28 protein-coding genes are annotated in these 25643 nt (G+C 64.4%); 25 read left to right on the top strand and 3 right to left on the bottom strand.

Features of this window, described 5'->3' with window-relative positions:
- Positions 1 to 21: 21 nt before the first annotated feature.
- The 13 genes from LZA78_RS09935 to menA all read left to right on the top strand — a co-directional run bounded on the left by LZA78_RS09935 (position 22) and on the right by menA (position 11302).
- Positions 22 to 1818, top strand: a complete 1797-nt coding sequence (locus LZA78_RS09935) for a NapC/NirT family cytochrome c (RefSeq protein WP_306798972.1) — start codon at positions 22 to 24, stop codon at positions 1816 to 1818.
- A 60-nt stretch (positions 1819 to 1878) separates the two neighbouring features.
- Positions 1879 to 2292, top strand: a complete 414-nt coding sequence (locus LZA78_RS09930) for a cupredoxin domain-containing protein (protein ID WP_233676777.1) — start codon at positions 1879 to 1881, stop codon at positions 2290 to 2292.
- A gap of 102 nt (positions 2293 to 2394) precedes the next feature.
- Positions 2395 to 3189 carry a uroporphyrinogen-III C-methyltransferase gene (cobA, locus tag LZA78_RS09925; protein WP_233676776.1) on the top strand — a complete coding sequence of 265 codons (795 nt, stop codon included), beginning with the start codon at positions 2395 to 2397 and terminating at the stop codon, positions 3187 to 3189.
- On the top strand, positions 3182 to 3505 hold the full coding sequence (locus tag LZA78_RS09920) for a c-type cytochrome (protein ID WP_233676775.1): 324 nt from the start codon (positions 3182 to 3184) through the stop codon (positions 3503 to 3505). The genes cobA and LZA78_RS09920 overlap by 8 nt, the downstream gene beginning before the upstream one ends.
- Positions 3502 to 4650: a cytochrome D1 domain-containing protein gene (locus LZA78_RS09915; RefSeq protein ID WP_233676774.1), complete on the top strand. Its 1149-nt coding sequence runs from the start codon at positions 3502 to 3504 to the stop codon at positions 4648 to 4650. The genes LZA78_RS09920 and LZA78_RS09915 overlap by 4 nt, the downstream gene beginning before the upstream one ends.
- Positions 4651 to 4652: 2 nt before the next feature.
- The gene (ahbB, locus tag LZA78_RS09910; RefSeq protein WP_233676773.1) at positions 4653 to 5645 is read left to right on the top strand and encodes a siroheme decarboxylase subunit beta; all 993 of its coding nucleotides are present in this window, start codon (positions 4653 to 4655) and stop codon (positions 5643 to 5645) included.
- Positions 5642 to 6115: an Lrp/AsnC family transcriptional regulator gene (locus LZA78_RS09905; RefSeq protein WP_233676772.1), complete on the top strand. Its 474-nt coding sequence runs from the start codon at positions 5642 to 5644 to the stop codon at positions 6113 to 6115. Before ahbB (LZA78_RS09910) ends, LZA78_RS09905 begins: the two co-directional genes overlap by 4 nt.
- The gene (ahbB, locus tag LZA78_RS09900) at positions 6112 to 6594 is read left to right on the top strand and encodes a siroheme decarboxylase subunit beta (RefSeq protein ID WP_233676771.1); all 483 of its coding nucleotides are present in this window, start codon (positions 6112 to 6114) and stop codon (positions 6592 to 6594) included. The genes LZA78_RS09905 and ahbB (LZA78_RS09900) overlap by 4 nt, the downstream gene beginning before the upstream one ends.
- Positions 6595 to 6597: 3 nt before the next feature.
- Positions 6598 to 7809: a heme d1 biosynthesis radical SAM protein NirJ gene (gene nirJ, locus LZA78_RS09895; protein ID WP_233676770.1), complete on the top strand. Its 1212-nt coding sequence runs from the start codon at positions 6598 to 6600 to the stop codon at positions 7807 to 7809.
- A complete protein-coding gene (locus tag LZA78_RS09890) occupies positions 7784 to 9343 on the top strand; it encodes a cytochrome D1 domain-containing protein (RefSeq protein WP_233676769.1) in 1560 nt (519 codons plus the stop codon). The genes nirJ and LZA78_RS09890 overlap by 26 nt, the downstream gene beginning before the upstream one ends.
- A gap of 61 nt (positions 9344 to 9404) precedes the next feature.
- Entirely contained in the window at positions 9405 to 9572 is a 168-nt protein-coding gene (locus tag LZA78_RS17850; RefSeq protein WP_306798971.1) for a hypothetical protein, read from the top strand.
- Positions 9573 to 9656: 84 nt separating this feature from the next.
- Positions 9657 to 10412 carry a ubiquinone/menaquinone biosynthesis methyltransferase gene (locus LZA78_RS09880; RefSeq protein WP_233676767.1) on the top strand — a complete coding sequence of 252 codons (756 nt, stop codon included), beginning with the start codon at positions 9657 to 9659 and terminating at the stop codon, positions 10410 to 10412.
- An 8-nt stretch (positions 10413 to 10420) separates the two neighbouring features.
- Positions 10421 to 11302: a 1,4-dihydroxy-2-naphthoate octaprenyltransferase gene (gene menA / locus LZA78_RS09875; protein WP_233676766.1), complete on the top strand. Its 882-nt coding sequence runs from the start codon at positions 10421 to 10423 to the stop codon at positions 11300 to 11302.
- Positions 11303 to 11373: 71 nt separating this feature from the next.
- Here the strand turns inward: menA and LZA78_RS09870 are convergent, their stop codons facing one another.
- Positions 11374 to 11829, bottom strand: a complete 456-nt coding sequence (locus LZA78_RS09870; protein ID WP_233676765.1) for a copper chaperone PCu(A)C — start codon at positions 11827 to 11829, stop codon at positions 11374 to 11376.
- A gap of 262 nt (positions 11830 to 12091) precedes the next feature.
- Between LZA78_RS09870 and nosZ the strand changes: the two genes are divergently transcribed.
- From nosZ to LZA78_RS09820, 10 genes are all read left to right on the top strand, one after another.
- Positions 12092 to 14314 carry a Sec-dependent nitrous-oxide reductase gene (gene nosZ, locus LZA78_RS09865; RefSeq protein ID WP_233676764.1) on the top strand — a complete coding sequence of 741 codons (2223 nt, stop codon included), beginning with the start codon at positions 12092 to 12094 and terminating at the stop codon, positions 14312 to 14314.
- Between the two features lie 78 nt (positions 14315 to 14392).
- Entirely contained in the window at positions 14393 to 15031 is a 639-nt protein-coding gene (locus tag LZA78_RS09860) for a c-type cytochrome (protein ID WP_233676763.1), read from the top strand.
- An 11-nt stretch (positions 15032 to 15042) separates the two neighbouring features.
- A complete protein-coding gene (locus tag LZA78_RS09855; RefSeq protein ID WP_233676762.1) occupies positions 15043 to 15753 on the top strand; it encodes a c-type cytochrome in 711 nt (236 codons plus the stop codon).
- A gap of 66 nt (positions 15754 to 15819) precedes the next feature.
- Positions 15820 to 17001, top strand: coding sequence for a hypothetical protein (locus tag LZA78_RS09850; protein ID WP_233676761.1), 1182 nt, complete (start codon positions 15820 to 15822; stop codon positions 16999 to 17001).
- Positions 17002 to 17009: 8 nt separating this feature from the next.
- Positions 17010 to 18293, top strand: a complete 1284-nt coding sequence (nosD, locus tag LZA78_RS09845) for a nitrous oxide reductase family maturation protein NosD (protein WP_233676760.1) — start codon at positions 17010 to 17012, stop codon at positions 18291 to 18293.
- Positions 18290 to 19057: a 4Fe-4S dicluster domain-containing protein gene (locus tag LZA78_RS09840; RefSeq protein ID WP_233676759.1), complete on the top strand. Its 768-nt coding sequence runs from the start codon at positions 18290 to 18292 to the stop codon at positions 19055 to 19057. The genes nosD and LZA78_RS09840 overlap by 4 nt, the downstream gene beginning before the upstream one ends.
- Positions 19054 to 20031 (top strand): NapH/MauN family ferredoxin-type protein, encoded by a 978-nt coding sequence (locus LZA78_RS09835; protein ID WP_233676758.1) that lies wholly within the window; start codon positions 19054 to 19056, stop codon positions 20029 to 20031. Before LZA78_RS09840 ends, LZA78_RS09835 begins: the two co-directional genes overlap by 4 nt.
- Positions 20032 to 20041: 10 nt before the next feature.
- Positions 20042 to 20905 (top strand): ATP-binding cassette domain-containing protein, encoded by an 864-nt coding sequence (locus tag LZA78_RS09830; RefSeq protein WP_233676757.1) that lies wholly within the window; start codon positions 20042 to 20044, stop codon positions 20903 to 20905.
- Between the two features lies 1 nt (position 20906).
- Positions 20907 to 21410, top strand: coding sequence for a nitrous oxide reductase accessory protein NosL (locus tag LZA78_RS09825; protein WP_233676756.1), 504 nt, complete (start codon positions 20907 to 20909; stop codon positions 21408 to 21410).
- A 5-nt stretch (positions 21411 to 21415) separates the two neighbouring features.
- Positions 21416 to 22306 carry an ABC transporter permease gene (locus LZA78_RS09820; RefSeq protein WP_233676755.1) on the top strand — a complete coding sequence of 297 codons (891 nt, stop codon included), beginning with the start codon at positions 21416 to 21418 and terminating at the stop codon, positions 22304 to 22306.
- Between the two features lie 45 nt (positions 22307 to 22351).
- On the opposite strand, the gene LZA78_RS09815 is transcribed toward LZA78_RS09820, so the two are convergent.
- Complete coding sequence (locus tag LZA78_RS09815; RefSeq protein WP_233676754.1) at positions 22352 to 22897, bottom strand: TlpA disulfide reductase family protein; 546 nt, start codon at positions 22895 to 22897, stop codon at positions 22352 to 22354.
- Positions 22894 to 23514, bottom strand: a complete 621-nt coding sequence (locus tag LZA78_RS09810) for an SCO family protein (RefSeq protein WP_233676753.1) — start codon at positions 23512 to 23514, stop codon at positions 22894 to 22896. The genes LZA78_RS09815 and LZA78_RS09810 overlap by 4 nt, the downstream gene beginning before the upstream one ends.
- Positions 23515 to 23634: 120 nt before the next feature.
- Between LZA78_RS09810 and LZA78_RS09805 the strand changes: the two genes are divergently transcribed.
- Entirely contained in the window at positions 23635 to 24504 is an 870-nt protein-coding gene (locus LZA78_RS09805; RefSeq protein WP_233676752.1) for a bile acid:sodium symporter family protein, read from the top strand.
- Between the two features lie 174 nt (positions 24505 to 24678).
- On the top strand, positions 24679 to 25626 hold the full coding sequence (locus LZA78_RS09800; protein ID WP_233676751.1) for a TAXI family TRAP transporter solute-binding subunit: 948 nt from the start codon (positions 24679 to 24681) through the stop codon (positions 25624 to 25626).
- Positions 25627 to 25643: the final 17 nt, after the last annotated feature.

Raw genomic sequence — 25643 nt, 5'->3', positions numbered from 1 at the left:
CTCCGCCGCGCAGGAGCCATCATGTCTGACGACACCACCGAAACCAAAAAAACCGGACGCCTCTGGCGCCGTTACGTCTATTTCGGCGTGCCCGTCATGGGCGCCGCCGCGGCTTTCATCGCAGGGATCGTCTTCTGGGGTGGGTTCAACACCGCCATGGAAGCCACCAACACGATGCCCTTCTGCATCTCGTGCCATGAGATGGAGGATAACGTCTATGCCGAGTACAAGGGCACGATCCACGACGTGAACCGCTCGGGCGTGGGCGCGGTCTGCTCGGACTGCCACGTCCCGAAGGACTGGACGCACAAGATCATCCGCAAGATCCAGGCCTCTAGGGAAGTCTGGGGCAAGCTGACCGGCTCGATCTCGACGCCCGAGAAATTCGACGCCAAGCGGCTGGAGCTGGCGATGCACGAGTGGGAGCGGATGAAATCCACCGACTCGCGCGAATGCCGCAACTGCCACGATTTCGAATCCATGCTGCCCGAGAAGCAGCGCCCGCGCGCGCGCCAGCAGCATATGAACGCGATCGAGACGGGCCAGACCTGTATCGACTGCCACAAGGGGATCGCGCACAAGGATCTGCGTGACCGCGCCGACGAGGAATACCTTGCCGGGCTGGAATCGCCGAACCCCAAGTTCGCGCGTGAAATCCCGCAGGAATATCTCGACAGCCTGGCACGGATCGAGGCGAAAGAGGCCGCCGAGGCCGAAGCCGCCGCCGCTGCCGCCAAGGCCGCCGAGGATGCGGTTGCCGCGCGTATCGCCGCCGCGGTCGAGCAGGCCAAGGCCGCGGCCAGCGCCGGCGATGTAGGGGCTCCGGCCTCGACAGCCGCTGCCGCGTCTAGCGGAACTGCCGATGCCGGGATCGACTGGGGCAAGACCAACCCGATTGCGGTGACCATGTTCTACCCGGGCCAGGCCAGCTTCGAATGGGTCCAGAACGGCAAGACGCATGGCGGCGCACGTCCCTTTACCAAGGGCGGCGACAAGTGCTCGACCTGCCACGCCAAGGAACTCGCGGCGATGGGTCAGAAGATCGTGACCGGCGAGAAGGCCGAGCCGACCCCGATCCCGGGCAAGCGCGGCTCGATCGACGCCACGCTTCAGGCGACCCACGATGCCGAGAACCTCTATCTGCGCCTCCAGTTCAAGGCCGCGGCGCATACGCCCGTGCCCTTCGTCGACGGCGGCAAGATGGACCCCGACAACCCGGTCAAGGTGGCCATGATGATCGCGGGCCAGGGCATCGAATATGTCGAGCAGGCCGGTTGCTGGGCGACCTGCCACAACGACAGCCGCTACATGCCCGACGCGCCGGAAGCGGATGCCCTGGCGGCGGCCGGAGATGTGGCGCAGCGCATCGGCGCGAGCGAGTTCGTCTCGAAATACATCGCGGAATCGCGTACCGAGATCGAGCTGAAGGGGCGTAACAACGCACCGCTCGGTGGATGGGACAAGCTGAAGTCCGAGGATGAGATCGCGGCCTATCTCGATGGCGGCACCTTCATGGACCTTCTGCGCGCCAACCCGACCGGCGGCAACAACGGCCACATCCTCGATGCACGCCGTGTGGATGAGGGCGCACCGATCGACACCTCGGTCACGCTGGAAGGCGACACCTGGACCGTGGTCATCAAGCGCCCGCTTGATACCGGGGCACCGGGCGATGTGAAGATCGAGGCTGGCAAGGTCTACACCGTGGGCTTCGCGATCCACGACGACTTTACCACCGCGCGCTTCCACCATGTCTCGATGGACTGGCGACTGGGGCTTGACGATCCCAACGTGGAAATCAACGCCACGGCGCAGTGACAAGGACGGGGCGGCGGGGTAACCTGCCGCCCTTCTCCTTTTCCGGATGGAGTATTGACGATGAAAGCCATTCTTCCGATCGCCCTTGCCGCGCTCTGGGCCGCGCCGGCCCTGGCCGAGACCGACCCTGTCAAGATCGCCGCGATCTGCACCGAGGCAGAGGAGCGCTATGCCGAGATCTATGGCCACCCTTCGGCGGATGCAGAGGGTGTCGAGGTCGTTCTGATGTACAAATACACCTTCTGCCCCGTCGAGGTCGAAGTTCCCGCGGGCACCACGATTCGCTGGGTGAACGTGGACAAACGCACCTCACATTCGACCTGGTTTCGCGATGCGGGCGAGCCCGAAAGTGAGCGCCTCTTCCCCGAAGAAACCGCAGAGCAGACCTTCGATATCCCCGGCGAATGGGGCTATCTGTGCGGCCCGCATTGGGAAAGCCGCGACATGATTGGCAAGGTCATCGTCAAGCCCTAGCAGGAAATTCCACCTGGATCGGCCAAGATTGACTTCCGTCAAGATAATCGCGGGTCAGTTTTGGCATGGTCGGTTGGAGTAATTCCAAGCAGAGGACGTGACATGGGTAACATAGGGACGGTTACACTTGTCGGCGCAGGTCCGGGCGACCCGGAATTGTTGACCCTCAAGGCGGCGCGGCTGATCGGCTCCGCCGATGTCGTGGTCTATGACCGGCTTGTCGCCGCTGAGATCCTGGCGATGATTCCGCCGGAGGCCGAGCGGGTGAACGTTGGCAAGAGCACGCATCACCACCCGGTGCCGCAAGAGGAAATCAACGAAATTCTCGTGCGTTACGCGCAGGCGGGCCGCAACGTGGTGCGCCTCAAGGGAGGCGATCCGTTCATCTTCGGCCGTGGCTGCGAAGAAACCGCGCGACTGGCCGAGGCCGGTGTGCCCTTCGCCGTGGTGCCGGGCATTACCGCGGCACAGGGGGCTTCGGCCTCCACCGGGGTGCCGCTGACGCATCGTGGTCTGGCGCGTTCGGTGCGCTACATCACCGGCCATTGCAAGGCCGACGAGATGCTCGATCTCGACTGGGCGGGGCTTGCCGACCCGGAAACCACGCTCGTCTTCTACATGGGCAAGGCCACGATCCGCCTGATCGCGACGCAGCTGATGGCGCATGGGCTGGAAGGATCGACCCCGGTCATGGCGGTCGCCTCGGCCACCACCGCGCAAGAGCAGCGCCTCGATTCCCGGCTTGACCGGATCGAGGGAGATCTGGCGCGCTCGGACCTCGAAAGCCCGGTGATCTTCATTGTGGGCGCGGTTGCGGGTCTCTCGGGGCGCACCAGCGCTGGCTGCCTGTGCTCGGCCGCTCTGGCCGATCCCGGCGCGGAGCGGTGCCATGCCTAAGATGCTCGCCGCCGCCGTCCTGCTGTTGCTTGCAATCACGCTGCCGGCCACCGCCGAAGTGGTGGGGCCAGAGCGCGCGGCGCAGCTTGAGCATCTGGTCGTCCAGGATTGCGGCTCGTGCCACGGGCTGACGCGCAAGGGGGGGCTTGGCAGTCCGCTGACCCCCGAGGCGCTGGAGGGCCAGGACCGCGAACTGATCGCCACTGTTATTCTTGACGGTGTGCCCAATACCGCGATGCCGCCCTGGCGCCCGCTGATGAGCGAGGCCGAGGCCTACTGGATCGCCGATTACCTGCTGAAAGATCAAAACCAATGAACCGTCTTGCTGCTTTCCTGCTGTGCACCGCCCTCACCGCCCCCGCATTCGCGCAAGAGTTGCGCGCCACCGGCGATCTGGGGGTCGTGGTCGAACGCGCGACGGGCTCGGTGCTGATCGTCGATCAATCCGAACGTGCCGCGATTGGCCGGGTCGAGGGGTTCGGCGATCTGTCGCATGCCTCGCTGGTCTTTTCGGCAGACGAGCGTTTTGCCTATATCTTCGGTCGCGACGGCGGGCTGACCAAGCTTGACCTGCTGACGCAGCAGATCGTCGGGCGCGTCGTGCAGGCGGGCAATTCCATCGGCGGGGCGATTTCCGACGATGGCAAGCTGATCGCCGTGGCGAATTACGAACCCGGTGGCGTGAATATCTTCGACGCCGAGACGCTGGAACAGGTCGCCTCGATCCCCGCGGGCGGCAAGGCCCTTGGGCTGGAAGACGCCGCTGGCCGCAAGTTCGTCTTCTCGGTCTGGGACACGGGCGAGACGAAGATCGTCGATATGTCGGGCGCCGAGCCCAAGATCACCACGCTGAGCAATATCGGCGCCGAGCCCTATGACGCACTCGTCACCGATGACGGGCGCACCTATATCGCCGGGCTTTTCGGCGAGGACGGGCTGACCTCGATCGACCTCTGGGCCGAGGTGCCCGAGCCGCGCCGCATCCTGCCCCATTACGGGCGCGGGCAAGAGGAAATGCCGGTTTACAAGATGCCGCACCTTGAGGGTTGGGCGAAGGCGGGCGACCAGATCGTTCTGCCCGCAATCCACCATCACGAGGTGCTCTGGATCGACGCGCGCACATTGGAAGAAACGGGCCGAACCGCCACTCACGGACAGCCGGTCTTCGCCATGGCGCGCCCGGGCGGGCGGCAGGTCTGGGTCAATTTCGCCCATCCCGACAACGACACCGTGCAGGTCATCGACTCGATGACGCATGAGATCGTGGGCGAAATGAAGCCCGGACCGGCCGTGCTGCACATGGAATTCACCTCGCGCGGGACCGAAGCCTGGGTCTCGGTGCGGGACGAGAACAAGGTGGTGATCTATGACACCGCCACCTTGCAACCCATCGGCGAGATCGCGGCCGAGAGCCCCTCGGGGATCTTCTTCACCGCGCGCGCCCACAGACTGGGATTGTGATCATGGCATTTCTGACGCCCCTCGACATGCGCCTTCTGGACGAATGGCAGCGCGACCTGCCGCTGGTGGCCCGCCCCTTCGCGGCCATGGCCCAGATGCTGAACGAGACCGAGGACGAGGTGCTGATGCGCCTTGTCCAGCTGCGCGACACTGGCACCATGGCCCGTGTTGGCGCGACCTGTCGACCCAATACCGTTGGCGCCTCGACGCTCGCGGCGCTTTCGGTGCCCGAGTGGCGCATCGAGGAAGTGGCGCAGATCGTCGGTTCCGAACCGGGCGTCAACCATTCCTACCTGCGCGAGGATGAGTGGAACATCTGGTTCGTCGCCACCGCGCCCGATGCCGATACCCTTTCCGCGATTCTTGAGCGGATCGCAGAGCGCAGCGGGCTGCGGGTGCTGAACCTGCCGTTGCAGCGAGCGTTCAACGTCGATCTGGGCTTCCGCCTCGACGGGCCGCGCCATGTGCTCAAGCTTGATCAACCGGCCGATCTCGATGCGATCCGCGAGGGGGACCGCGCGATCTTGCAGACGCTTACTGACGGCCTGCCGCTGGTGCCGCAGCCCTTCGCCGAGATAGGCGCACGCCTTGGCATGACCGAGGAAGAGGTCATCGCACGGATCGCCGCACTCAGCGAGGCGCGCATCATCACCCGCATGGGCATCATCGTGCGCCATCGTGCGCTTGGCTGGCGCTCGAACGCGATGGTGACGTGGAAGCTGCCGCTCGATCAGGTCGAGGCTGCGGGCAAGGCGCTGATCCGCCACCCCGGCGTGACGCTGTGCTACGAGCGTCGCCTGTCGGAAGGGTGGGAGCATCCGCTGTTTTGTATGGTTCACGCCAAGACCCGCTCCGAGGCGCTTGAGGTCATCGCCGCGGCCTCCGTGCTGCCCGAACTTGCCGAGGCCGAGCCGCGCGTGCTGTTCTCGATCCGCTGCTTCAAACAGACCGGCGCCATGCTTCAGGCCCGCCCCGTTCTCGAGGCCGCGGAATGAGACGCGCGCCGCTTCCGCCCGACGCGCTCGACGCGGTGGATCGAAAGATCCTGAACGCGCTCCAAGACGGTTTTCCGATCGCGCCGCACCCGTTCGCGGTTGCGGCTGAACAGCTTGGGCTGGAAGAAAAAGACCTGATCGCCCGTATCCGCCATCTGCGCGAGCTGGGCGCGATCACGCGTTTCGGGCCGTTTTTCGATGCCGCCGCGATGGGCGGGGCGTTTTGCCTTTGCGCGATGGAAGTGCCCGAGGCCGAATTCGAGCGGGTCATGACTTTGGTCAATGCCCATCCCGAGGTTGCGCATAATTATGAACGTACGCACCGGCTGAACATGTGGTTCGTGCTCGCGGCGGAGACGCTCGAAGGGATCACGCAGTCAGCCGATGCGATCGAGCGGGAAACGGGGATGTGCGTCCACCGTTTCCCAAAGCTCGAAGAGTTCTTCATCGGCTTCCGGGTTCCGGCATGACTATCGACGCAATCGACAGACGTATCATCGCGGCGACCCAGGCCGGGCTTCCCGTCACGGCCGAGCCCTATGTCGAGATCGCGGGCCAGCTGGGGCTGGACGTCGAAGTTCTGATGGCGCGGATGCGCGCCATGCAAGAGCGCGGCGTGATCCGCCGCATCGCCCTTGCGCCCAACCACTACGCGCTTGGCATGACGGCGAACGGCATGTCGGTCTGGGATGTGCAGGACGACCGGGCGACCGAACTGGGCGCGCAGGTCGGCGCGCTCGATTTCGTGTCGCATTGCTATCTTCGTCCGCGTGCCGAGGGCTGGCCCTACAACCTCTTTGCCATGGTCCATGGCTCGTCCCGCGACGAGGTCGAGGCCAAGCGCGCCGTCATCTCCGATCTTCTTGGTCCCGCCTGCCGGGCCAAGGATATCCTCTATTCCACCCGTATCCTGAAAAAGACCGGATTGCGTATCCGGGGAGAGGGCTGATCCATGTTCCGTCTGACGCAATACATGCGCGAGTTGGTCGCGCCGACCCCGGTGCGCGAACGCCGTGGCCCCGTGAAGCCCGTGGTGATCTGGAACCTCACACGGCGCTGCAACCTTCGCTGCCGGCATTGCTATACCACCTCGGCCGATACCCATTTCCCGGGTGAGCTGAGCCACGAGCAGGCGATGGGCGTGCTCGATGACCTCAAGGGCTTCGGCATCCCGGCGCTGATCCTGTCGGGCGGCGAGCCGCTGTCGCGTTTCGACTTCTTCGAACTGGCCGAGCGCGCTAAAGAGCTGAACTTCCGCCACCTGTCGCTGTCCACCAACGGCACGCTGATCAATGCCGAGAATGCCGGGCGCATCGCCGATCTGGGCTTTGACTACGTGGGTATCTCGCTTGACGGGATCGGCGCGACGAACGACTGGTTCCGTGGCCTCGACGGCGCTTTCGATGCAGCGCTGACCGGCGTGCGCGAGTTGCTAAAGCGCAAGGTCAAGGTGGGGCTGCGCTTCACCATCACCGCCGACAATGCCGAGCAGATGCCCGCCATGATGGATCTGTGCGACCGTGAGGGCGTGGACAAGTTCTACCTGTCGCACCTCGTTTATGCCGGGCGTGGCGACAAGCACCGGGGCGAAGATACCGAACATGCCCGCACCCGCGCGGCGATGGACGAACTGCTTGACCGCGCCTGGATCGCCGTGGCCGAGGATATGCCGCTGGAGATCGTCACCGGCAATAACGACGCCGACGCGGTCTATTTCCTGCGGTGGGTCGAGAAGAACTTCCCCGAGAAGGCCGCGCATATTCGCGCGCATCTCGAGGCCTGGGGCGGCAACAGCTCGGGCCTTGGCGTGGCCAATATCGACACGCAGGGGCGGGTGCATCCCGATACATACTGGTCGGATTACACCGTGGGTTCGATCAAGGAGCGCCCGTTCTCGGAGCTGTGGACCGGCGACGACCAGATGCTGGCCACGCTGCGCACCCGGCCGCGCCCGCTCAAGGGCCGCTGCGGCGCCTGCGCCTACAAGTCGGTCTGCGGCGGCAACACCCGCATTCGCGCGCTGCAACTGACCGGCGACCCCTGGGCGGAAGACCCCGCCTGCTATCTCTCCGCGTCGGAAATCGGCATCGAGGCCGATGGCCCGCGCGTGACCGTTACTCCGTTCCGAGGCAAGAGCCATGATCCGCAGCATCGTTTCTTCTGACCGTCTGGCAGGCGCAATCGCGCTGGTTCTGGCCGCAACCGGACCCGCGCTGGCCGAGCCCGACGCACAGGCGCTGTTTGCCGAGCATTGCGCCGCCTGCCATGCCGAGAACCGCCTTGGCGGCACCGGCCCCGCGCTGATCCCCGAGACGCTTGGCCGGATGTTCGGCCCGGCGCTGGAAAAGGTGATCAGTGAGGGCCGCCCCGCGACACAGATGGCGGGTTTCTCCGAAACCCTCGCCCCCGAACAGGTCGCCGCCATCGCGCGCTATCTGGAAACCCCGCTGGCCGAAACGCCGCGCTGGAGCGTCGAGGACGCCAATGCCAGCCGAGATCTGTCGACCGATTACAAGCCCGCCGCGGCGCCGGTCTTCACGGCCGATCCGATGAACATCACGCTGGTTGTCGAGACCGGCGATCACCATGTCTCGGTTCTCGATGGCGATACGTTCGAGGTGCTTGATCGCTTCGCCACGCCTTTCGCGGTGCATGGCGGGCCCAAGTTCAGCCCCGACGGGCGCTATGTTTTCGTGATGTCGCGCGATGGCTGGGTGCAGAAATACGATATCTGGTCGCTTCAGGTGGTGGGGCAGGTGCGCGCGGGTCTCAACAGCCGTAACATCGCGATGTCGGGCGATGGCAAGTGGCTTGCGGTGGCGAACTACCTGCCGCAGACGCTGACCATCCTCGCGACCGAGGATCTGGGTGTGCAGAAGGTCATCGACGTGACCGGGCCGGGCGGCGTGCCCTCGCGCGTGTCGGCGGTCTATCAGGCGCCGCCGCGCGAAAGCTTCGTGCTGGCGCTGAAAGACCTCCCGCAGGTCTGGGAGGTGTTCTACGGCGACAACCCGCCGGTGCAGGGCTTTGCCCATGACTACCGCATGGAACCCGCGATCAAGACGACGGAACGCTTCCCGGTGCGCAAGATCCCGGTCTCGGACGTCATGGACGATTTCTTCTTCGACCTGAGCTACACCAACCTGATCGGCGCCTCGCGCGACGGGGCGCGTGGGCTGGTTCTGGATCTCGACATCGGCAAGGAAGTGGCCGAGGTCGATCTGCCCGGTATGCCGCATCTGGGCTCGGGCATCACATGGCCCTGGAACGGCACGACTGTGATGGCGACGCCGCATCTGAAAGACCCGGCGATCTCGGTCATCGACATGGAAAGCTGGAAGACCGTGAAGCGGATCGAGACGCTCGGCCCCGGCTTCTTCATGCGCAGCCACTCGAAGACGCCCTACGCCTGGGCCGATGTGTTCTTTGGCCCGAACAAGGACAAGATGCACATCATCGACAAGGCCACGCTTGAGATCGTCAAGACGCTCGACCCCGAGCCGGGCAAGACCGTGGCGCATGTCGAGTTCACCAAGGACGGCGACGAGGCGCTTGTCTCGATCTGGGAAGACGACGGGGCGGTGATCGTTTACGATGCCAAGACGCTCGAAGAGATCAAACGCCTGCCGATGAAGAAGCCTTCGGGGAAATACAATGTCTGGAACAAGATCAGCTTCGAAGCCGGAACCAGCCACTGAGCCCGCGGGCCCGCGGCTGAGCAGGCTTGCGATCCTGCTCTATCCGTTCACGGCGGGGGCGGTGGCGATCAACCTCTTTTTGCTTGGGTTGATGTGGCAGCGCCTCGGCCTGCCCGCGATCCCGCCGATGACCGCGCTCTGGCTTTCGATCCCGCTTGGCGTCCCGGCGACCTGGCTTGCGGCGAAATGGGTCAAGAGCCTGATCGACGAGGCCGAGGGGCGGCGCTGAACCCTGTTGAGAAAAGTCAAAGAAACGATCCGCAGCGGGCAATAGCCTGTGCGCGGAAACGACGATTCACCGAAGGACAGGACGATGCCGCGCGCGAGCCAACTTGATGATCTGCGGACCAGTTTCGGCGAGCAACGCGTTGCCGAGGAAACCCGCCGCCACGAGGTCCGGGCGCTGTTTGACCGCATCGCCCCGCGCTATGACCTGATGAACGACCTGATGAGCTTCGGCACCCATCGGCTGTGGAAGCGCAAGGTGATCGCGCGCGCGTTGCACCATTTGATGCCGGGCGAGGCACCGATCGTGGATCTTGCGGGCGGCACGGGCGATCTGGCGATTGCGCTGCGGGCGGCGCTGCCCGGGCGGCGCATCATCGTGACCGATCCATCGGCGGGGATGCTGGGCGTTGCGCGCGCGCGGGCGGGCGATGCGCTCGACTATCTACAGGCGGCGGGTGAGGATCTGCCGCTGGCCCCGGCCTCGGTCGCGATGGTGACGCTTTCGTTCGGGCTGCGCAACATGAGCGATCCGGCGCAGGGCCTGCGCGAGGTCGCGCGGGTGCTGGCGCCGGGCGGGCATCTGGTGCTGCTGGAATTTTCCAAGCCCGAGCAATGGTTTGCCCCTTTCTACAGCATTCACGCGCGGCATGTGATCCCGCGGCTTGGTGCCCTTGTGGCGCGCGATCAGGGCGCCTACCAATATCTTGTCGAGTCGATCGAACGCTTCCCCGCGCGGCAGGACATGGCGCGCGAGATCGCCGCCGCCGGGCTGGAGCTGGTCGAGGAACGTGCCTTCGTCTTTGGCGTGGCCCGGATGCAGATAGCGAAGAAACCGCAATGACCCAAAGCATGTCCGACGTCAGAGAGCGCCTAGCGGGCCGGCCGCGCCCGGCGCTCTGGATCATGGCGGCGCGGTTCAAGACGGTCAGCCTGTCGCTGATGCCGGTACTGGCCGGAAGCTGGTTGGCGGCGGGGCAGGGGCTGTGGCGCCCCGATGTGACCCTGGCCGCGATGCTGGCCGCGGCCGCGATCCAGATAGGCACGAACCTGTGGAACGATGCCGCCGATGCCGAGCGCGGCGTGGATCGCGACGACCGGCTTGGCCCGCCGCGCATGACCGCGCTTGGGCTGCTGAAAGCGCCGCAGGTGCGGCGCGTAGCACTGGCCGCCTTTGGCGTGTCCGTGGTCGCGGGGCTTTACCTGACTGCGCTTGGCGGCTGGCCTATCGTGGCGATCGGGCTTGCCTCTCTGGCCTTCGGATATCTCTACTCGATGGGGCCCTACCCGATGTCGGGTCTGCCCTTCGGCGAAGCGCTGGTGATCCTGTTCTTCGGCCTCGTGGCGGTTTCGGGCACGGCCTGGCTGCAAGGTGTTGCGCCGCTTGCGCCGCAGACGCTGGCGCTGGGGGCGATGATCGGCCTGCCGGGGGCGGCGGTTCTGATGCTCAACAACCACCGCGACCGGGCACAGGACGCGCGCGCCGGGCGCCGCACGCTGGCTATCGTGATCGGCGACCGACCGTCTCGGCTGGTGTATTTCGTCTTCCTGCTTGGGGCGCTGGCGGTGGCCACATGGCTGCGCCCCGCGCTGACGCTGGCCCCGGCGGGGCTGCTTGCGCTTTGGCTGGGGCACGCGATGTGGCACTGGCCGATCTCGGCGCGGCTGAACCGGCTGATCGCGCAGACCGCGCTGTTCCAGATGCTGCTGCTGATCGGCGTCGTTACCGGCTGAGAGCGGCCGCAAAAAAGGAAAGGGCCACCGAACGCCCGGTGGCCCCCCAGGGATGCCAGAACCGCAGGGACTCAGTTCATCGCACCCGCGCGCTTGACGGGAAGTTCAATCGCAACCTCGCCCGCCTTTTCGAAGACCAGCGTGACGGGCACCTGCGCGCCCTCTTCCAGCGTTTCGGTCAGGTTGATGAACATCAGGTGCAGCCCGCCGGGTTGCAGCACGGCCTCGCCGCCCGCCGGAATGTCGATTGCGTCAACCTGACGCATCCGCATCATGCCGTTGTCATTCACATGGGTGTGCAACTCGGGCTGCGAGCAGGCGGGCGAGCGGAAGGCCACCAGCCGGTCCTCGGGGCCGGTTGAGCGGATCGTCATGAAGCCCGCACCAGCTGCCGCAACCATGGGCGATGCGCGCATGAAACCGCCCGAAATCGCAAGCCCAGACGCCGTTGCCTCCTGCGCGAAGGCGCCGATTGGCGCAAGAACAAACATCATTGCGCAGCCTAGGATCGCGGAACGTCGTTTCATCGGGGGCCTCTTTTTCGGAATGATCGAGGCGTATCAGGCGCCTCTGGGGCAACCTGCGTCCAAACCGACATTCCAGCCTTAACAAATGTCAAGGCGACTCCCTCACCTGCATGTGAAGAGAGTGGCGGCGCAGCTTACGGGCCGTCTGCGCCATCGGGAAACGCGTCCAACGCAAACGGCTCGAAAGCGAGGGCAAACAATGGTCAAGACCATTCACAAGCGCCTGCTTGCCACGACGGGAATCGTGGCCATGAGCATGGCTATGAGCGCTTCTGCGGAAACGCTCGACGAGGTGATGGCACGGCGCGGCCTGACCCAGCAGGATCTGGTCTCCGCGGCAAAAACCTACACCCCGACCGGCGGGCGCGATGAATTCATCGTGTTCTCCTCGGGCGGTCAGTCCGGCCAGATCATGGTCTACGGCGTCCCGTCCATGCGTATTCTCAAATACGTTTCGGTCTTCACGCCCGAGCCGTGGCAGGGCTACGGCTTTGACGAGGAATCGAAGGCGATCCTCGAACAGGGCAAGGTCGATGGCCGCGAGATCCAGTGGGGCGATACCCACCACCCGGCGATCACCGAAACCAACGGCGACGTGGACGGCGAATATCTGTTCATCAACGACAAGTCGGCCCCGCGTATCGGCGTCGTATCGCTGCATGACTTCGAAACCCAGCAGATCGTCGTCAACCCGATCCTGCAATCCGAACACGGCGGTACCTTCGTCACCCCGAACTCGGAATACGTAATCGAGGCCGCGCAGTATCCGGGCGTTCTGGGTCGTGGCTACGCGCCGCTGTCGCAGTTCAACGAGAAGTTCCGCGGTGCTGTCACCTACTGGAAGTTCAACCGCGAGAAAGGCCGCATCGAACCCGAGAACTCGTTCTCGATCGAGCTGCCGCCCTACAGCCAGGACCTTTCGGACGCGGGTAAAGCCGTTTCGGACGGCTGGTCGTTCACCAACTCGTTCTGCGCCGAGCGCTATGTCGGCGGTATCGAGTCGGGTCGTCCGCCCTTCGAGGCCGGCTGCTCGCAGAACGACACCGACTATCTGCACATCATCAACTGGAAAAAGGCCGAAGAGGTCTACAAGGCCGGCAAGGTCACCATGATCAATGACCACCCGGTCATCTCCATGGACACCGCGATTGCCGAGGGCCTCGTGTTCCTCGTGGCCGAGCCGAAATCGCCGCACGGCGTGGACGTCTCGCCCGATGGCAAATACATCATCGTGGGCGGCAAGCTCGACACGCAGGGTTCGGTCTACTCGTTCGAGAAGATCAAGGCCGCGATCGATGCTGGCAAGTTCTCCGGCACGGACCCCTATGGTATCCCCGTGATCGCCATGGAAGACGCCATCCACAAGCAGGTCGGCCTCGGCTTGGGCCCGCTGCATACTCAGTATGACAGCAAGCCCTGCGTGGTCTACACCTCGCTCTACGTGGACAGCCAGGTTGCCAAGTGGGACTATTGCGAAGGCAAGGTGCTCGACAAGATCTCGATCCACTACAACATCGGCCACCTCGTGGCGATGGAAGGCGAGACCGTCAATCCGAAGGGTAAATACCTGATCGCGCTGAACAAGTTGGCGATCGACCGGTTCAACCCGGTAGGCCCGCTGCACCCGCAGAACCACCAGCTGATCGACATCTCGGGCGACAAGATGGAGTTGCTCTACGATATGCCGGTGCCGCTGGGTGAACCCCACTACGCCACCGCCATCTCGGCCGAGAAGCTCCAGCCGCTGGTCCGTTACAAGTACGGCACCAACTCGCGCACGGGCGACCGTCACGAAGGCGCGGTGCGTCCGGGCCAGGAGCGCATCGAGCGTGACGGTACGAACGTCAAGGTCTACATGACCGCGATCCGTTCGCACTTCACCCCGGAAATCGTGGAAGTGAACGAAGGCGATACCGTCGAGTTCATCATCACCAACTCCGAGCGTGCCGAGGACGAAACCCACGGCTTCGCGGTCTCGACCTACAACGTCAACCTGTCGCTTGAACCCGGCAAGACCGCGACCGCCAAGATCGTCGCCGACAAGCCCGGCGTGTTCTCGTACTACTGCACCGAGTTCTGCTCGGCGCTGCACCTCGAGATGACCGGCTTCCTGGCCGTGCGTCCGAAGGGCTACGTCGAAGAGGCTGGTGCGATGGCCGAGGGCCAGACCTACAGCAAGGATGACTACAACAAGCAGACCGCGAACAACGTGGCGACGCAGGAAGTCATCGACTCGGTCGTGACCTATATCACCGAGCGCAACTTCAAGGACTTCCCGGAAGTTGTCTCGCTGGTGGAAGACGCGACCGACCAGCTGAACTTCGCCGCGGAAGCCAAGGCCAAGGCCGAGGAAGCCGCCGGCAAGGAAGACTGGCAGAACGCGACCCTCTGGGCCGGCCAGTGGTGGCAGTACCAGGTTAAAGCCGCCGACATCGGTCTGCGTGCCAAGACCTTCCTGGATGAACATGGCGCTGTGAAACAGTGACGTGATCCTGGGCGGCGGCCGTCAGGGCCGCCGCCTTCTCCCCTGCCAGATACGAGGATTGCGCCGATGCGTCCCATCTTGAAAAGCCTTCTCGCCGCGGCGCTTGTGTGCGCGGCATTGCCCGCTCTCGCTGAAGGCTCGGACGAGGGCAAGAAAGTTTACATGACCAAGTCCTGCATGGCCTGCCATGGCATGAAGGGCGCCAAGCCGGTGATGACCTATCCCGCACTGGCCGGTCAGAACGAGAAATACCTGCTGCAACAGCTCAAGGATATCAAGGCAGGCAAGCGCCTTGGCACGGTCGATGAAACGACGGGCCACCCCTTCGTTCAGGGCATGGTCGATGTCATGCACCTGGTCTCCGACGATGACCTGAAGAACGTCTCCAAATACCTGGCCGAGCAATCGCCCGGCGCGCCCAAGCCGCTTGATCCCGCGCCCGATGCCGAGACGCTGGCCGCAGGCGAAAAGGCCTACAACTCGCTTGGCTGCAAATCGTGCCATGGTGCCGAGGGCAGCAAGCCCACCAGCAAGAATTACCCCTTCGTCGCCGGTTTGAACCGCGACTACCTCATCCGCGCGATGACCGAAATGCGCGACAAGGTGCGCGTCAACGGCCAGTCGAAGCTGATGTTCGGCACGATCAAGAAAGCCTCGGACGACGACATCCAAGTCATCGCCACCTGGCTGTCGCAGATCGACCGTTCCGCAAAATGAAAGGACCAGCCATGAAAGCTTCTCTTCTCTCCGCCGCTCTCGTTGCGCTGGCACTGCCCGCGCTGGCCGAGGGCACTGTCGATACCTCGTCGTGGAACCAGGGCGGGGGCGAACAGGACGAGGCGCTGCACCTGACCCCGAACCACGAGAACGGGATCGAGGTCTATGAGGTCTGCTCGGCCTGCCACCAGCTGAACGGCTGGGGTCTGGATGACGGCACCTTCCCGCAGATCTCGGGTCAGCATTACACCGTGATCATCAAGCAGCTTGCCGATATCCGCGCGCTGAACCGCGACAACCCGACGATGTATCCCTTCGCGCTGCCCTCGGAAATCGGCGGCTCGCAGGCGATCGCGGACGTGGCCGAGTATATCTCGAAGCTGCCGATGAACCCCAATAACGGTGTCGGTCCGGGCGATGACCTAGAGCATGGCGCGCAGCTTTACAAAGACAACTGCGTGCGCTGCCATGGCGAGAACGGCGAGGGCGACAACGACAAGTTCTACCCGCGCATCCATGGCCAGCACTACAACTACCTGATGCGCCAGTATCAGTGGATCAAGGAAGGCAAGCGCCGCAACGCCAACCCGGACATGGTGCAGCAGATCCAGGGCTTCACCGACAAGGATACCTCGGCGGTGCTCGACTACGTTTCGCGCCTCGAGCCGCCGGCGGAGCTGGTCGGCGCCCCCGATTGGGTCAACCCCGACTTCGACTGGTAAGACCTTGCGCCGGGCGGGAGTGCTTTACCCGCCCGGTCGCCCACATAGCCTGACAGGACCTCACCCATGGACAAGGCCGCCACCGACAAACGCGGGATCGTTTACCGCGTGCTGACCCTTATTTCCGTTTGCCTCATTGCCGCTTCTTTCTTCAGCCCCGGCTGGTGGGTGTCGCTGACGGCACCGAACTACCCCGAGGCGACCTTCCCGCAGGGGATACGGATCCTCTTCCACATGGACTCGGTGCGTAACGGCTGCGATATCCGCGCCTCGACCGAGGTCGAAGAGAACGAGGCCCTCGACTGCGTCCACGAGATGGACACGATCAACCACTACGTCGGCATGTATCCGATCGCCTCGGGCGGTCCGGTCGAAAAGGCCTACTCGCCTTTCCTCTTCGCGATGATGGGGGTGATGCTGCTGGCCTTCGCAGCCCCCGGTCGCAACGCGCGCATCGCGGTGTCGGTGCTGGGCTACGGCGCCATCGCGGCCTGGATGTCGATGGCGATCTACGGCGAGAACGGGATCTCGAAACACACCAGCGCTTATCTTGAGGGGCTTGTCGTCTCGCTCGGGCAGGACTCGGCCGAGAAGGTGGACGACTCGAACCTCTCGCCCATCGTGAAGATGCTCAAGCAATCGCTAGAGGAAAGCGAGGCCAAGGAGACGACCGAGGTCTCTGCCACCGGCGACAAGCAGGCGCTGATCGACAACCTGCGCGCCAATTACAACATCGACAACAACAAGAAGCCCGCGCATGAGCAAGAGGCCTGGAACGGCTCGGTCATGCAGGTGTTCAAGTGGCACTATGCCAAGTCGCTGGCCCGCTGGTTCAACGAGCCCGAGCGCAACGACCCGCTTGTTGCCACCATGAGCTCGGTCGCGCAGATCCTTTATGTCGTGATCCTGGCCTTCATGGCGCTGATGGTCTTCGCGGCGTTCTCGGCGCGCTCGGTGTTCTACTGGCTGCTGGTGCTGGTGCCGATGGCGCTGCCGGTTGGCTTCCTTGCGGAATATGCCGGCTGGCTCTGGTGGTATGGGCATAGCCTGAACGAGATGGGGGCCTTCACGCTCAAGCCCTTCATGCCGACCGTGTTTGGCGATGGTAAGGTGGCGCAGTTCACGACCCACAGCTATCCCTCGACCGGGTTCTTCCTGATGCTCGCCTCCTCGGCCGCTCTGCTTCTGGCTGCGCTGATCCGCTTCAAGCAGATTCGCCTTGCGGGTGACGCTGCCGCCAAGATGTGAGTCATGCCATGCGTGCCGCACTGACCACCCTTCTGTTGATCGCCCTCGCGGCCCCGGCCCTGGCCGAGACGCTGCAAGAGCGCATCGACGCCGCCCCCGATGGCGCCGAGATCGTGCTTGAGCCCGGCACCCACCAGGGTCCGCTGGTCATCCGCCATCCGGTCGTGATCGACGGGCAGGGGGCTGCCGTGATCGACGGTGGCGGCATCGGCACCGTCGTCACTCTCGAGACCGATGGCGCGACGCTGAAGAACCTGACGATCCGCAACTCGGGCCGTCTGCACAACAAGGTCGATGCAGGGCTGCGCATCCACGGCAATTTCAACGTGGTGCGTGACCTACGCATCGAGAACAGCCTGTTCGGCATGGACCTGACGCAGGCCAGCAACAACGTGCTGCGCCGCAACTACATCAGCTCGAAGGACATGCCGCTGGAGATGCGCGGGGATTCCGTGCGCATCTGGTATTCGAACGACAATGTGTTCGAGCAGAACCACGTGGAGCACAGCCGCGACTTCGTGATCTGGTATTCGCAGGGCAACAAGATCCGCGACAACCGCATCCAGCACGGGCGCTACGGCATCCATTTCATGTATGCCCATGAGAACGACGTCGAGCGTAACGAGATCTCGGACTGTGTCGTGGGAGTCTTCCTGATGTATGCCAACGATATCAACGTGCGCGGCAACCAGATCCTGCGGGCGTGGGGTGCCTCGGGGCTGGGCGTGGGGTTCAAGGAAACCTCGGGCGCGGTCGTCGAGGATAACGTGATCCTGGGCAATGCGGTGGGCATCTATATCGATCCTTCGCCCTGGGACCCGGACAAGACCAACGAGTTCCACCGCAACCAGATCGCCTATAACGGCGTGGGCGTCGAGTTCCATACCGATTGGGAAGGCAACAACTTCTCGCAAAACAACTTCCTGTCGAACTTCACCCAGGTCTCGGTGCGCGGTCGCGGCACGGCACTGCGCGAGGGCTGGAACGGCAATTACTGGGACGATTACGCGGGTTTCGACGCCGATGGCGATGGTGAGGGCGACGCGCCTTACGAGATCTACAACTACGCCGACCGGCTGTGGATGGACGTGCCCTCGGCAGCGTTCTTCCGGGGCGGGCTGGCGCTTTCGGCGCTGGATTTTGTCGAACGCCTTGCCCCCTTCACTGAACCCCGGCTGCTGGTGCGCGAAACGGCGCCCTATGAGGCCGCCGTGAACCATACCGCCGCTCAGGCCGAAACTGCGGCCCGCGGCGACAAACCGAAATCTGCACTAGAGATGCTGACGCAATGACCGACGCTTCTCAAACCCCGAAGAAACCCCGCCTGACCCGGCGCGAGCTGGAGCGGCGCCGCCTGATCCTGCGCACCGTGGGGCTGGGCGTGGCCGCCGTGGCCGCGGGCCTTGTCGGCTGGTACCCCGTCTATCGCAAGCTTTTCGACCGGCTGCGCCCGCCGGGTGCCTTGGCCGAAAAAGAGTTCCTGGCCGCCTGCATCAAATGCGGCCAATGCGTTCAGGTCTGCCCGGTCGAGGCCATCAAACTGGCCGATGGCGATGAGGGCTACGGACTGGGCGTGCCCTATATCGACGCCCGCGCGCAGGCCTGCGACTTTTCCTGCGACGCGGTGCAATGCGTTCTGGCCTGCCCGACGGGCGCGCTAAGCCACGCCATCGCCACCAAGGAAGAGGTCACCATGGGCTTCGCGCGTCTGGCGCGGCCCGAATCCTGCCTTGCGATGAAGGGCGAGGGCTTTACCGGCCTCGCGCGCGGCTACGACTTCACCGGCCTTTTGCGCTACGAAGAGATCGACCGGTGGGAGCCACAGCCCGTCGCCTCGCATCCCTATGAGCTGGACCTGTGCGACCTGTGCGTGCGCGAATGCCCGATTCAGGGCGCGATCAGCCTCGAGAGGATCTCGGACGATCCGGCCGATCCGCGGCGAATCCCCACAGTGCACAAGGCCTGCGTCGGCTGCGGCACCTGCGAGATGATCTGCCCCACTGAGCCTGCCGCCATCATCATCGACACCGAAATCACCCTGGAGGCACAATCATGAAGTGGTTCCTGCACAAGCTGGCGATGATGTTCGGTGCCGACCCACGCAAGGCCGCGCCGACCGAGGAAACCGACGCCGCGCGCGAGATGAAGCGTTTCAAGAAGACCCCCGATCAGGTCCAGAAGCGCAAGGAGATCATCGACCACGAGCATCAGTATCCGCTGGTCAGCAACAAGTGGCGTAACATGCGTTGGGCCTCGATCATCCTGATCAACGCGATGTTCATCGTCTCCTTCGCCTGGGATGTGCAGCTGGTCGAGGGCTCGATGTCGGCTTCGCGCTTCCTGGGCTTTCACATGGCCGATCCGAACGCGGCGCTCCAGGTCTTCCTGGCCTATAAGGATCTGGTGCTGAACCTCGTGATCGGCACGGTGACGGTTGTGCTGTTGTGGTGGATCGTCGGCGGGCGCGCCTTCTGTTCCTGGGCCTGCCCCTATCACCTGCTGGCCGAATGGGCCGAGGCGATCCACCTCTTTCTGGCCAAGCGCGGCTGGGTCAAGGATCACCCGTTCCACCGGGGCCTGCGCGTGGTGCTGTGGTTCATCTTCATGGGCCTGGCCTTCGGCACTGGCTACACGGTGTTCGAATATATCAACCCGGTGGGCATCGTCAGCCGCGCGCTGATCTATGGCCCGACCGTGGCCGTCGTCTGGGTGATCTTCCTGCTTGGGGTCGAGATTTTCTTCTCGCGCCGGTTCTGGTGCCGCTATGTCTGCCCGATCGGTCTGACCTATGGCATCACCGGGGCGGTCGCGCCGGTCCAGATCAAATACGATCTCGAAAAATGCGTGCATGAAGGGGAATGCAGGGCGGTCTGCCTTGTGCCGCATGTACTGGAGATCACCAAGATGGGCTATGCCTCGGACACCACGGAATTCATCGGCCCCGACTGCACCCGCTGCGGTCTGTGCGTCGATGCCTGCCCGCAGGAAGCGCTGAGCTTCACCATCCGCGGCCTCGACAAGATCATCTAAGGAGGGCGACATGATCACTATCGACCGCCTGACCAAACGCTTCGATCGCCGCGCGGTTCTGGATGAGCTGACGCTGTCCATCGCGGCGGGCGACCGCATCGCGCTGATTGGCTCGAACGGGGCGGGCAAGACGACGCTGTTTCGCTGCCTTCTGGGCCATTACGGGCATGAGGGGCGCGTGGGGTTCGACGGCGCGGGCGCGGGGCGCCGCGATGCGGGCGCACTGGCGCGTATCGCTTTCGTGCCGCAGCTGCCGCCGCCCCTTCGGATGCCGGTGGGTGAGTTGCTGAGCTTCGCCGAGAAGGGGGCAGGCGCCGACCGCGCGCTGATGTATGCCATTGCCGAGCGCATGGGCATCGACCTCGACGAGGTTAAGAAACGCCCCTTCTACCGGCTCTCGGGCGGGCAGAAGCAAAAGATCCTCGTGACGGTCGCGCTTGGTCGCAACGCCGATCTGATGATCTTCGACGAACCCTCGGCCAACCTCGACCCGGCGGCGCGGGCGGTCTTCATCGACCTGCTGGCCGAGCGCCGCGACGCCTCGATGCTGATCGCGAGCCACCGGTTGGAAGAGGTGGCACCACTCGTCAATCGCGTGATCGAGATGGACCGGGGCCGCGTGGTTCTGGATGACGCGGTTATGGATCGCCTGAAGGCGGGCGAGTTCCGCCGCGCCGAGATCGTTTTGTCGGCGCCGCACGCGCCCTTCGCGCTGGCGCTCTCGGGTTGGGGCTTTGAAGGGAACGGCGCGAGCACGCGCTTTACCGGCCCGGTTCCCGCCGCAGAGACCTTCCGGTTCCTCGGGCTTCTGGCCCGTTATGGCAGCCTGATCGAGAGCCTGTCGCTTGATCAGCAACCGGAGAGGGTGAACTGAGATGTGCAGAGGTTGCCATGGCCCCTCCCGCCGCCAGATGATCGCGCTTCTGGCCGCAGCGCCGCTTCTGGCCGCCTGCAAGCCGCAATCCGAGGGCCCCGAGCCGATCCGTTGGGGTCGCGAGACCTGCGAGATTTGCGGCATGATCATCTCCGAGCCGCAATACGCGTCGGAGATCCGCGGCGGGCCGGACCGCAAGCTGGTGAAGTTCGACGATATCGGCGATGCGGTGCATTGGCTTGAAGAACAGCCCTGGAAAGACGCGCCCGATGTCGAGTTCTGGGTGATGGATTACGACAGCGGCACCAAGGGCGATGCCTGGATGGATGCGCGGCAGGCCTATTACCGCGCGGGCGTGGTTTCGCCCATGGATTACGGCTACGCGGCGGTGCGCCATCCGGCCTCGGACACGGTCGATTATGCCACAATGAGGACCGAGGTGCTTAAACGCGGGTTGACTTGGCGCTGCGTACCGGGTGCGGATGGGGAAGGACACCAAGGATGAACGCGATGACCCCCGAACCCCTCTTGCGCGAGGCAGCCACCTCGCGCCGTGATCCGGCCGCGACGCCGCGCACCGGGCTTGGCCTGATGCTGCGGCTTGAGCTCTCCGAGTCGTTGCGCTCGCGCTGGTTCCATTTCTATTCCGTCGTGGCCATCGGCCTGATGCTGCTGTTGATCACCACCGGTATTTCGGAAAGCCGCGTGCTCGGTTTCACCGGGCTTTCGCGGCTCTTGGTGACCTATATCCAGATCATGATGGCGGTGCTGCCGCTGTTCATTGTTGTGACCACCGCGCGCTCTATGGTGGGCGATCGCGAGGCGGGTAACCTCGAATATATGCTGGCCTTCCCGGTCTCGCTGCGCACCTGGTATTGGGGGCGCTTTGTTGCGCGGCTGATGCTGGTGCTGGCACCGATCGCGGCGGCGCTGGCCATCGCGGCGGTCTATGGCGCGGTGATGGGGCATGAGGTGCCCTGGCGCCATGTCGGCCTTTATTCCGGGCTTGTTGCGGCGCTCGCGACCTGTTTCCTCGGGATCGGTTTCCTGATCTCGTCGGTATCGCGCTCGACCGAGGTCGCGCTTGGTGCGAGCCTGTTGATCTGGCTGACACTGGTGGCGTTTCTTGACCTGCTGCTGCTGTCGATCCTGATCCAGCAACGCTTCGTGCCCGATTTCGTCATCGGCATCGCGCTGGCCAACCCGCTGCAGAGCTTCCGCACGGCGTCGATGATCCTGTTCGACCCACAGCTGATCCTGCTGGGGCCGGCCTCTTACGTGATCCTCGATCACTTCGGGGTGGCGGGCTATGTCGCCTGGGCGATGGCCTATCCGACAGCGCTTGGTGCGGCCCTTGCGGGCTTGGGATACTGGCGGTTCTCGCGCGGGGATCTGGTCTGAGAAGAACGCCGCCCCCTAGGGCGGCAGTTTTCGTTTCGGGGGAGTTCAGGCCAGGCCCATCAGCCAGTCGAGCGTGGCCGGGTCGTCCCATCGCGCCTCGCCCTCGACCTGTTCGATCATCCGGCCCGAGCGGTCGAGAATTGCTGTCGTAGGCAGGTTCTCGAACCCCAGTACGGCTTTCAGGTTGTCGCCATCGCCCATCAGCACCGGCAGGTTGGTGATGCCCGTTTCCCGGTAGAACCGCCGCACCGCGTTCGCGCCGCGCCAGTCGAAGGCCAGCGGCAGCACGACACCGCGCGCGGGATCAAGCGCCGCGGCAAGCCGCGCGACCGAGGGCATCTCGCGCCGACACGGCACGCACCACGGCCCCCAGAGGTTCAGCACCACGATCTTGCCTGTAAACTCGGTCAGCGATTGCACGGCCCCATCGCCGTCCTGCATGATCAGCGCAGTTGCATCGCGCGGCGGGGTAGCCGCGCGCGTCAGGGTCGCTGCGGGCGGGGCAAAGGCCTCCTCGGCGCGCAGGATGCCGGGCAGCGCCAGTGCAGCACCCAAGCCCGCCAGAACCCTGCGCCGCGTCGTTCGCATCATTTCACCGGGGCCTCGGCCATGATCGCGCGCATGTCGTTGGCCATATCCTCGGCGCTGGTGCCGTGGGGGTAGCGTTTGATCAGCATGCCCACCGGGTCGAGGAAGGCGATCGAGGCGGTATGGTCGATCGAGTAGCGGTCAGGCTGCGCGGGATCGGGGATGTGCTTTTCGTAGCGCGCGTTGAAGGTCTTGACCATGTGATCGGTATAGGCCTTCGGGCCGCGCAGGCCCTCGATCCGTTCGTCGAAAAAGGCAAGGTACTCGCGCATCAGCTTGGCGGTATCGCGTTCGGGGTCGACGGTGACGAAGATCGGCGTGACCTGCGTGGCGTCCTCGCCCAGAATATCGAGCGCATCCGCCATGGTAGACAGCGAGGTCGGGCAGACATCGGGGCACCCGGTGTAACCAAAGTAGATGAGCACGTATTTTCCCGCGAATTCCTCGTTGGTCATGACGTTGCCGTAGAGGTCTTCCATCATGTAGCGGCGCGGCATCTCCTGCGCCATGCCGGCATCGGCCTCGGGTTCCAGATCGGCGTGCCCATCCTGGGCAAACCCGGCCCGGGCCATAAGCGGCAAAAGCGCGGTGGAAGCGATGAGCAAGCGGCGGGTGATCATGGGCCATGTCCTCGTAGTGATGGGCGGACCCTACCCCCCGGCGCCGCGCGTAACCTTGACTTTGATCAGGGACGCGCGGCGCGGCGCAAGGCATCCAGAACGAAAGAACGGGAGTTTCCAATGACGGCGATCCTTGCGGCCTTCTTGCCGGTGGCGATGATGATCCTGATGTTTTCGCTGGGGCTGCGCCTTGCGCTGCGCGATATCACCGGCGCGCTGCGCGGCTCGCCCGCCTATGGCGCGGGGCTGGCGTTGCAGGTGCTCGGGCTGCCGTTGCTGGCCTTTGTGATCGGCAGCCTCTTTGGTCTGTCGCCGATGCTGATGGCGGGGCTGATGCTGGTTGCGGCGTCGCCCGGCGGGGTGACCTCGAACTACGCCACGCATCTCGCGCGGGGCAAGGTGGGCCTGTCCGTCGCGATGACGCTGAGCACGAGCCTTCTGGCGCCGATCACCCTGCCGCTGGTGCTGGTGGCGGCGGGTGTCGCCGCGCCGCAACCCGCCAGCCTGCTGAAGATCTCGCTTGGCATGTCGGCGGTGGCGATCGTGCCGATGCTGCTGGGGATGGGGCTGGCCCATTTCGCGCCGCGTCTGGTGGCAAGGCTGGTGCGCGTCGTCGATCCGCTGGCCAAGCTGCTGTTTGTCCTGATGGTGCTGGCCACTTTCGCGCAGAACTGGGGCGCGATGCAGCGTGCCTTCGCCGAGACCGGCATGGCGGTCGTGACCCTGGCGGTGGTGGCGCCCGCTCTCGCCTTCATCGCCGGGCGCGGGCTGCGCCTTGAGCCGGCAGCGACCCGCACGATCATGACCGAGGTGTCGCTGCAAAACGTCGCCGTCACGATCTTTGTCGCGGGCACCCTGCTCAAATCGCCTGAGCTGTCGATTCCGGGCCTGATCTATGCGGTGGTGATGAACCTTGTCGTTCTGGTCCTGATCGGGATTGCCAACCTCGCGCCCAAAGGTGCCGAGGGCGCCCGGCTGCGCGTTCGCTAAGGGTCTGACAGAAAATCGAAATTCCCGCGTGTGGCGGAAACCGGCCAGAGCCGGGGCGGGAAGCTGCCACGAATCTGGCCCGGTATTCCCGAAAGAGGTTTGATCGCGGGCGCTTTGCCCTCACCCTGTTGCACAGCCCCGCGGGAGGCGGGGAATATGCATTGGGAGGACATGATGTTCCACAACTTGAAGCTCGGCGCCGTTGTCGCCGGGGCCATCGCGGTTTCGGCGCCGGTCGCACAGGCCAGCGAATTCATCAATATTCTGACGGGCGGCACTTCGGGGGTCTATTACCCGCTCGGCGTGGCGCTGTCGGATATCTACGCCAAGGGCATCGAGGGCGCGCGCACCCAGGTGCAATCGACCAAGGCCTCGGTCGAGAACCTGAACCTGCTGCAACAGGGCAAGGGCGAGCTGGCCTTCGCACTGGGCGACTCGGTCAAATATGCCTGGGAAGGCAATGCCGACGCGGGCTTCAAGGAGCCGCTGAGCAAGCTGCGCGCCATTGCCGCGATCTATCCCAACGTGATCCAGATCGCCGCGCTGTCGGAAACCGGCGCGACCACGGTTGCGGACCTCAAGGGCAAGAGCCTCTCGGTCGGCGCGGCCAAATCGGGCACCGAGCTGAACGCCCGCGCGATCTTTGGCGCCTCGGGCATGAGCTACGAGGATCTGGGCAAGCTCGAATACCTGCCCTTCGCGGAATCGGTTGAACTGATGAAGAACCGCCAGCTGGATGCGACGCTGCAATCCTCGGGTCTGGGCAACGCGGCGCTGAAGGATCTGGCGACCTCGCAGCCGATCACCTTCCTGTCGGTCCCGGACGAAGTGGCCGAAAGCCTGGGCGCGCCCTATATCGCCAGCTCCATCCCGGCCGGCACCTACGAAGGCCAGGCCGCCGACGTGCCGACCGTTGCCGTCGTGAACTTCCTAGTCACGCACGAAGAAGTGTCGGACGAGGTCGCCTACCAGATGACCAAGCTGATGTTCGAGAACCTCGACACCCTCAAGGCCGCGCATAGCGCTGCCGGCGGCATCAGCCTGGAAAGCGCGGTCAAGGGCTCGCCCATCCCGCTGCACCCGGGCGCCGAGCGCTTCTACAAAGAGCAAGGTTTGCTCTGAGCACTGCCTGAAGGGGC

This window comes from Rhodobacter flavimaris, from assembly GCF_021378075.1.
GTDB classification, from domain to species: Bacteria; Pseudomonadota; Alphaproteobacteria; order Rhodobacterales; family Rhodobacteraceae; genus Rhodobacter; species Rhodobacter flavimaris.
Note: the sequence above shows the minus strand (reverse complement) of the source record. Positions and strands in the feature narration are given on the sequence as shown.

Bases quoted from the DNA above. Each gene is read 5' to 3' on its own strand.
- LZA78_RS09935 (WP_306798972.1), top strand. From the start codon at position 22: ATGTCTGACGACACCACCGAAACCAAAAAAACCGGACGCCTCTGGCGC.
- LZA78_RS09930 (WP_233676777.1), top strand. From the start codon at position 1,879: ATGAAAGCCATTCTTCCGATCGCCCTTGCCGCGCTCTGGGCCGCGCCG.
- cobA (WP_233676776.1), top strand. From the start codon at position 2,395: ATGGGTAACATAGGGACGGTTACACTTGTCGGCGCAGGTCCGGGCGAC.
- LZA78_RS09920 (WP_233676775.1), top strand. From the start codon at position 3,182: ATGCCTAAGATGCTCGCCGCCGCCGTCCTGCTGTTGCTTGCAATCACG.
- LZA78_RS09915 (WP_233676774.1), top strand. From the start codon at position 3,502: ATGAACCGTCTTGCTGCTTTCCTGCTGTGCACCGCCCTCACCGCCCCC.
- ahbB (WP_233676773.1), top strand. From the start codon at position 4,653: ATGGCATTTCTGACGCCCCTCGACATGCGCCTTCTGGACGAATGGCAG.
- LZA78_RS09905 (WP_233676772.1), top strand. From the start codon at position 5,642: ATGAGACGCGCGCCGCTTCCGCCCGACGCGCTCGACGCGGTGGATCGA.
- ahbB (WP_233676771.1), top strand. From the start codon at position 6,112: ATGACTATCGACGCAATCGACAGACGTATCATCGCGGCGACCCAGGCC.
- nirJ (WP_233676770.1), top strand. From the start codon at position 6,598: ATGTTCCGTCTGACGCAATACATGCGCGAGTTGGTCGCGCCGACCCCG.
- LZA78_RS09890 (WP_233676769.1), top strand. From the start codon at position 7,784: ATGATCCGCAGCATCGTTTCTTCTGACCGTCTGGCAGGCGCAATCGCG.
- LZA78_RS09880 (WP_233676767.1), top strand. From the start codon at position 9,657: ATGCCGCGCGCGAGCCAACTTGATGATCTGCGGACCAGTTTCGGCGAG.
- menA (WP_233676766.1), top strand. From the start codon at position 10,421: ATGTCCGACGTCAGAGAGCGCCTAGCGGGCCGGCCGCGCCCGGCGCTC.
- LZA78_RS09870 (WP_233676765.1), bottom strand. From the start codon at position 11,829: ATGAAACGACGTTCCGCGATCCTAGGCTGCGCAATGATGTTTGTTCTT.
- nosZ (WP_233676764.1), top strand. From the start codon at position 12,092: ATGAGCGCTTCTGCGGAAACGCTCGACGAGGTGATGGCACGGCGCGGC.
- LZA78_RS09855 (WP_233676762.1), top strand. From the start codon at position 15,043: ATGAAAGCTTCTCTTCTCTCCGCCGCTCTCGTTGCGCTGGCACTGCCC.
- LZA78_RS09850 (WP_233676761.1), top strand. From the start codon at position 15,820: ATGGACAAGGCCGCCACCGACAAACGCGGGATCGTTTACCGCGTGCTG.
- nosD (WP_233676760.1), top strand. From the start codon at position 17,010: ATGCGTGCCGCACTGACCACCCTTCTGTTGATCGCCCTCGCGGCCCCG.
- LZA78_RS09840 (WP_233676759.1), top strand. From the start codon at position 18,290: ATGACCGACGCTTCTCAAACCCCGAAGAAACCCCGCCTGACCCGGCGC.
- LZA78_RS09835 (WP_233676758.1), top strand. From the start codon at position 19,054: ATGAAGTGGTTCCTGCACAAGCTGGCGATGATGTTCGGTGCCGACCCA.
- LZA78_RS09830 (WP_233676757.1), top strand. From the start codon at position 20,042: ATGATCACTATCGACCGCCTGACCAAACGCTTCGATCGCCGCGCGGTT.
- LZA78_RS09825 (WP_233676756.1), top strand. From the start codon at position 20,907: ATGTGCAGAGGTTGCCATGGCCCCTCCCGCCGCCAGATGATCGCGCTT.
- LZA78_RS09820 (WP_233676755.1), top strand. From the start codon at position 21,416: ATGACCCCCGAACCCCTCTTGCGCGAGGCAGCCACCTCGCGCCGTGAT.
- LZA78_RS09815 (WP_233676754.1), bottom strand. From the start codon at position 22,897: ATGATGCGAACGACGCGGCGCAGGGTTCTGGCGGGCTTGGGTGCTGCA.
- LZA78_RS09810 (WP_233676753.1), bottom strand. From the start codon at position 23,514: ATGATCACCCGCCGCTTGCTCATCGCTTCCACCGCGCTTTTGCCGCTT.
- LZA78_RS09805 (WP_233676752.1), top strand. From the start codon at position 23,635: ATGACGGCGATCCTTGCGGCCTTCTTGCCGGTGGCGATGATGATCCTG.
- LZA78_RS09800 (WP_233676751.1), top strand. From the start codon at position 24,679: ATGTTCCACAACTTGAAGCTCGGCGCCGTTGTCGCCGGGGCCATCGCG.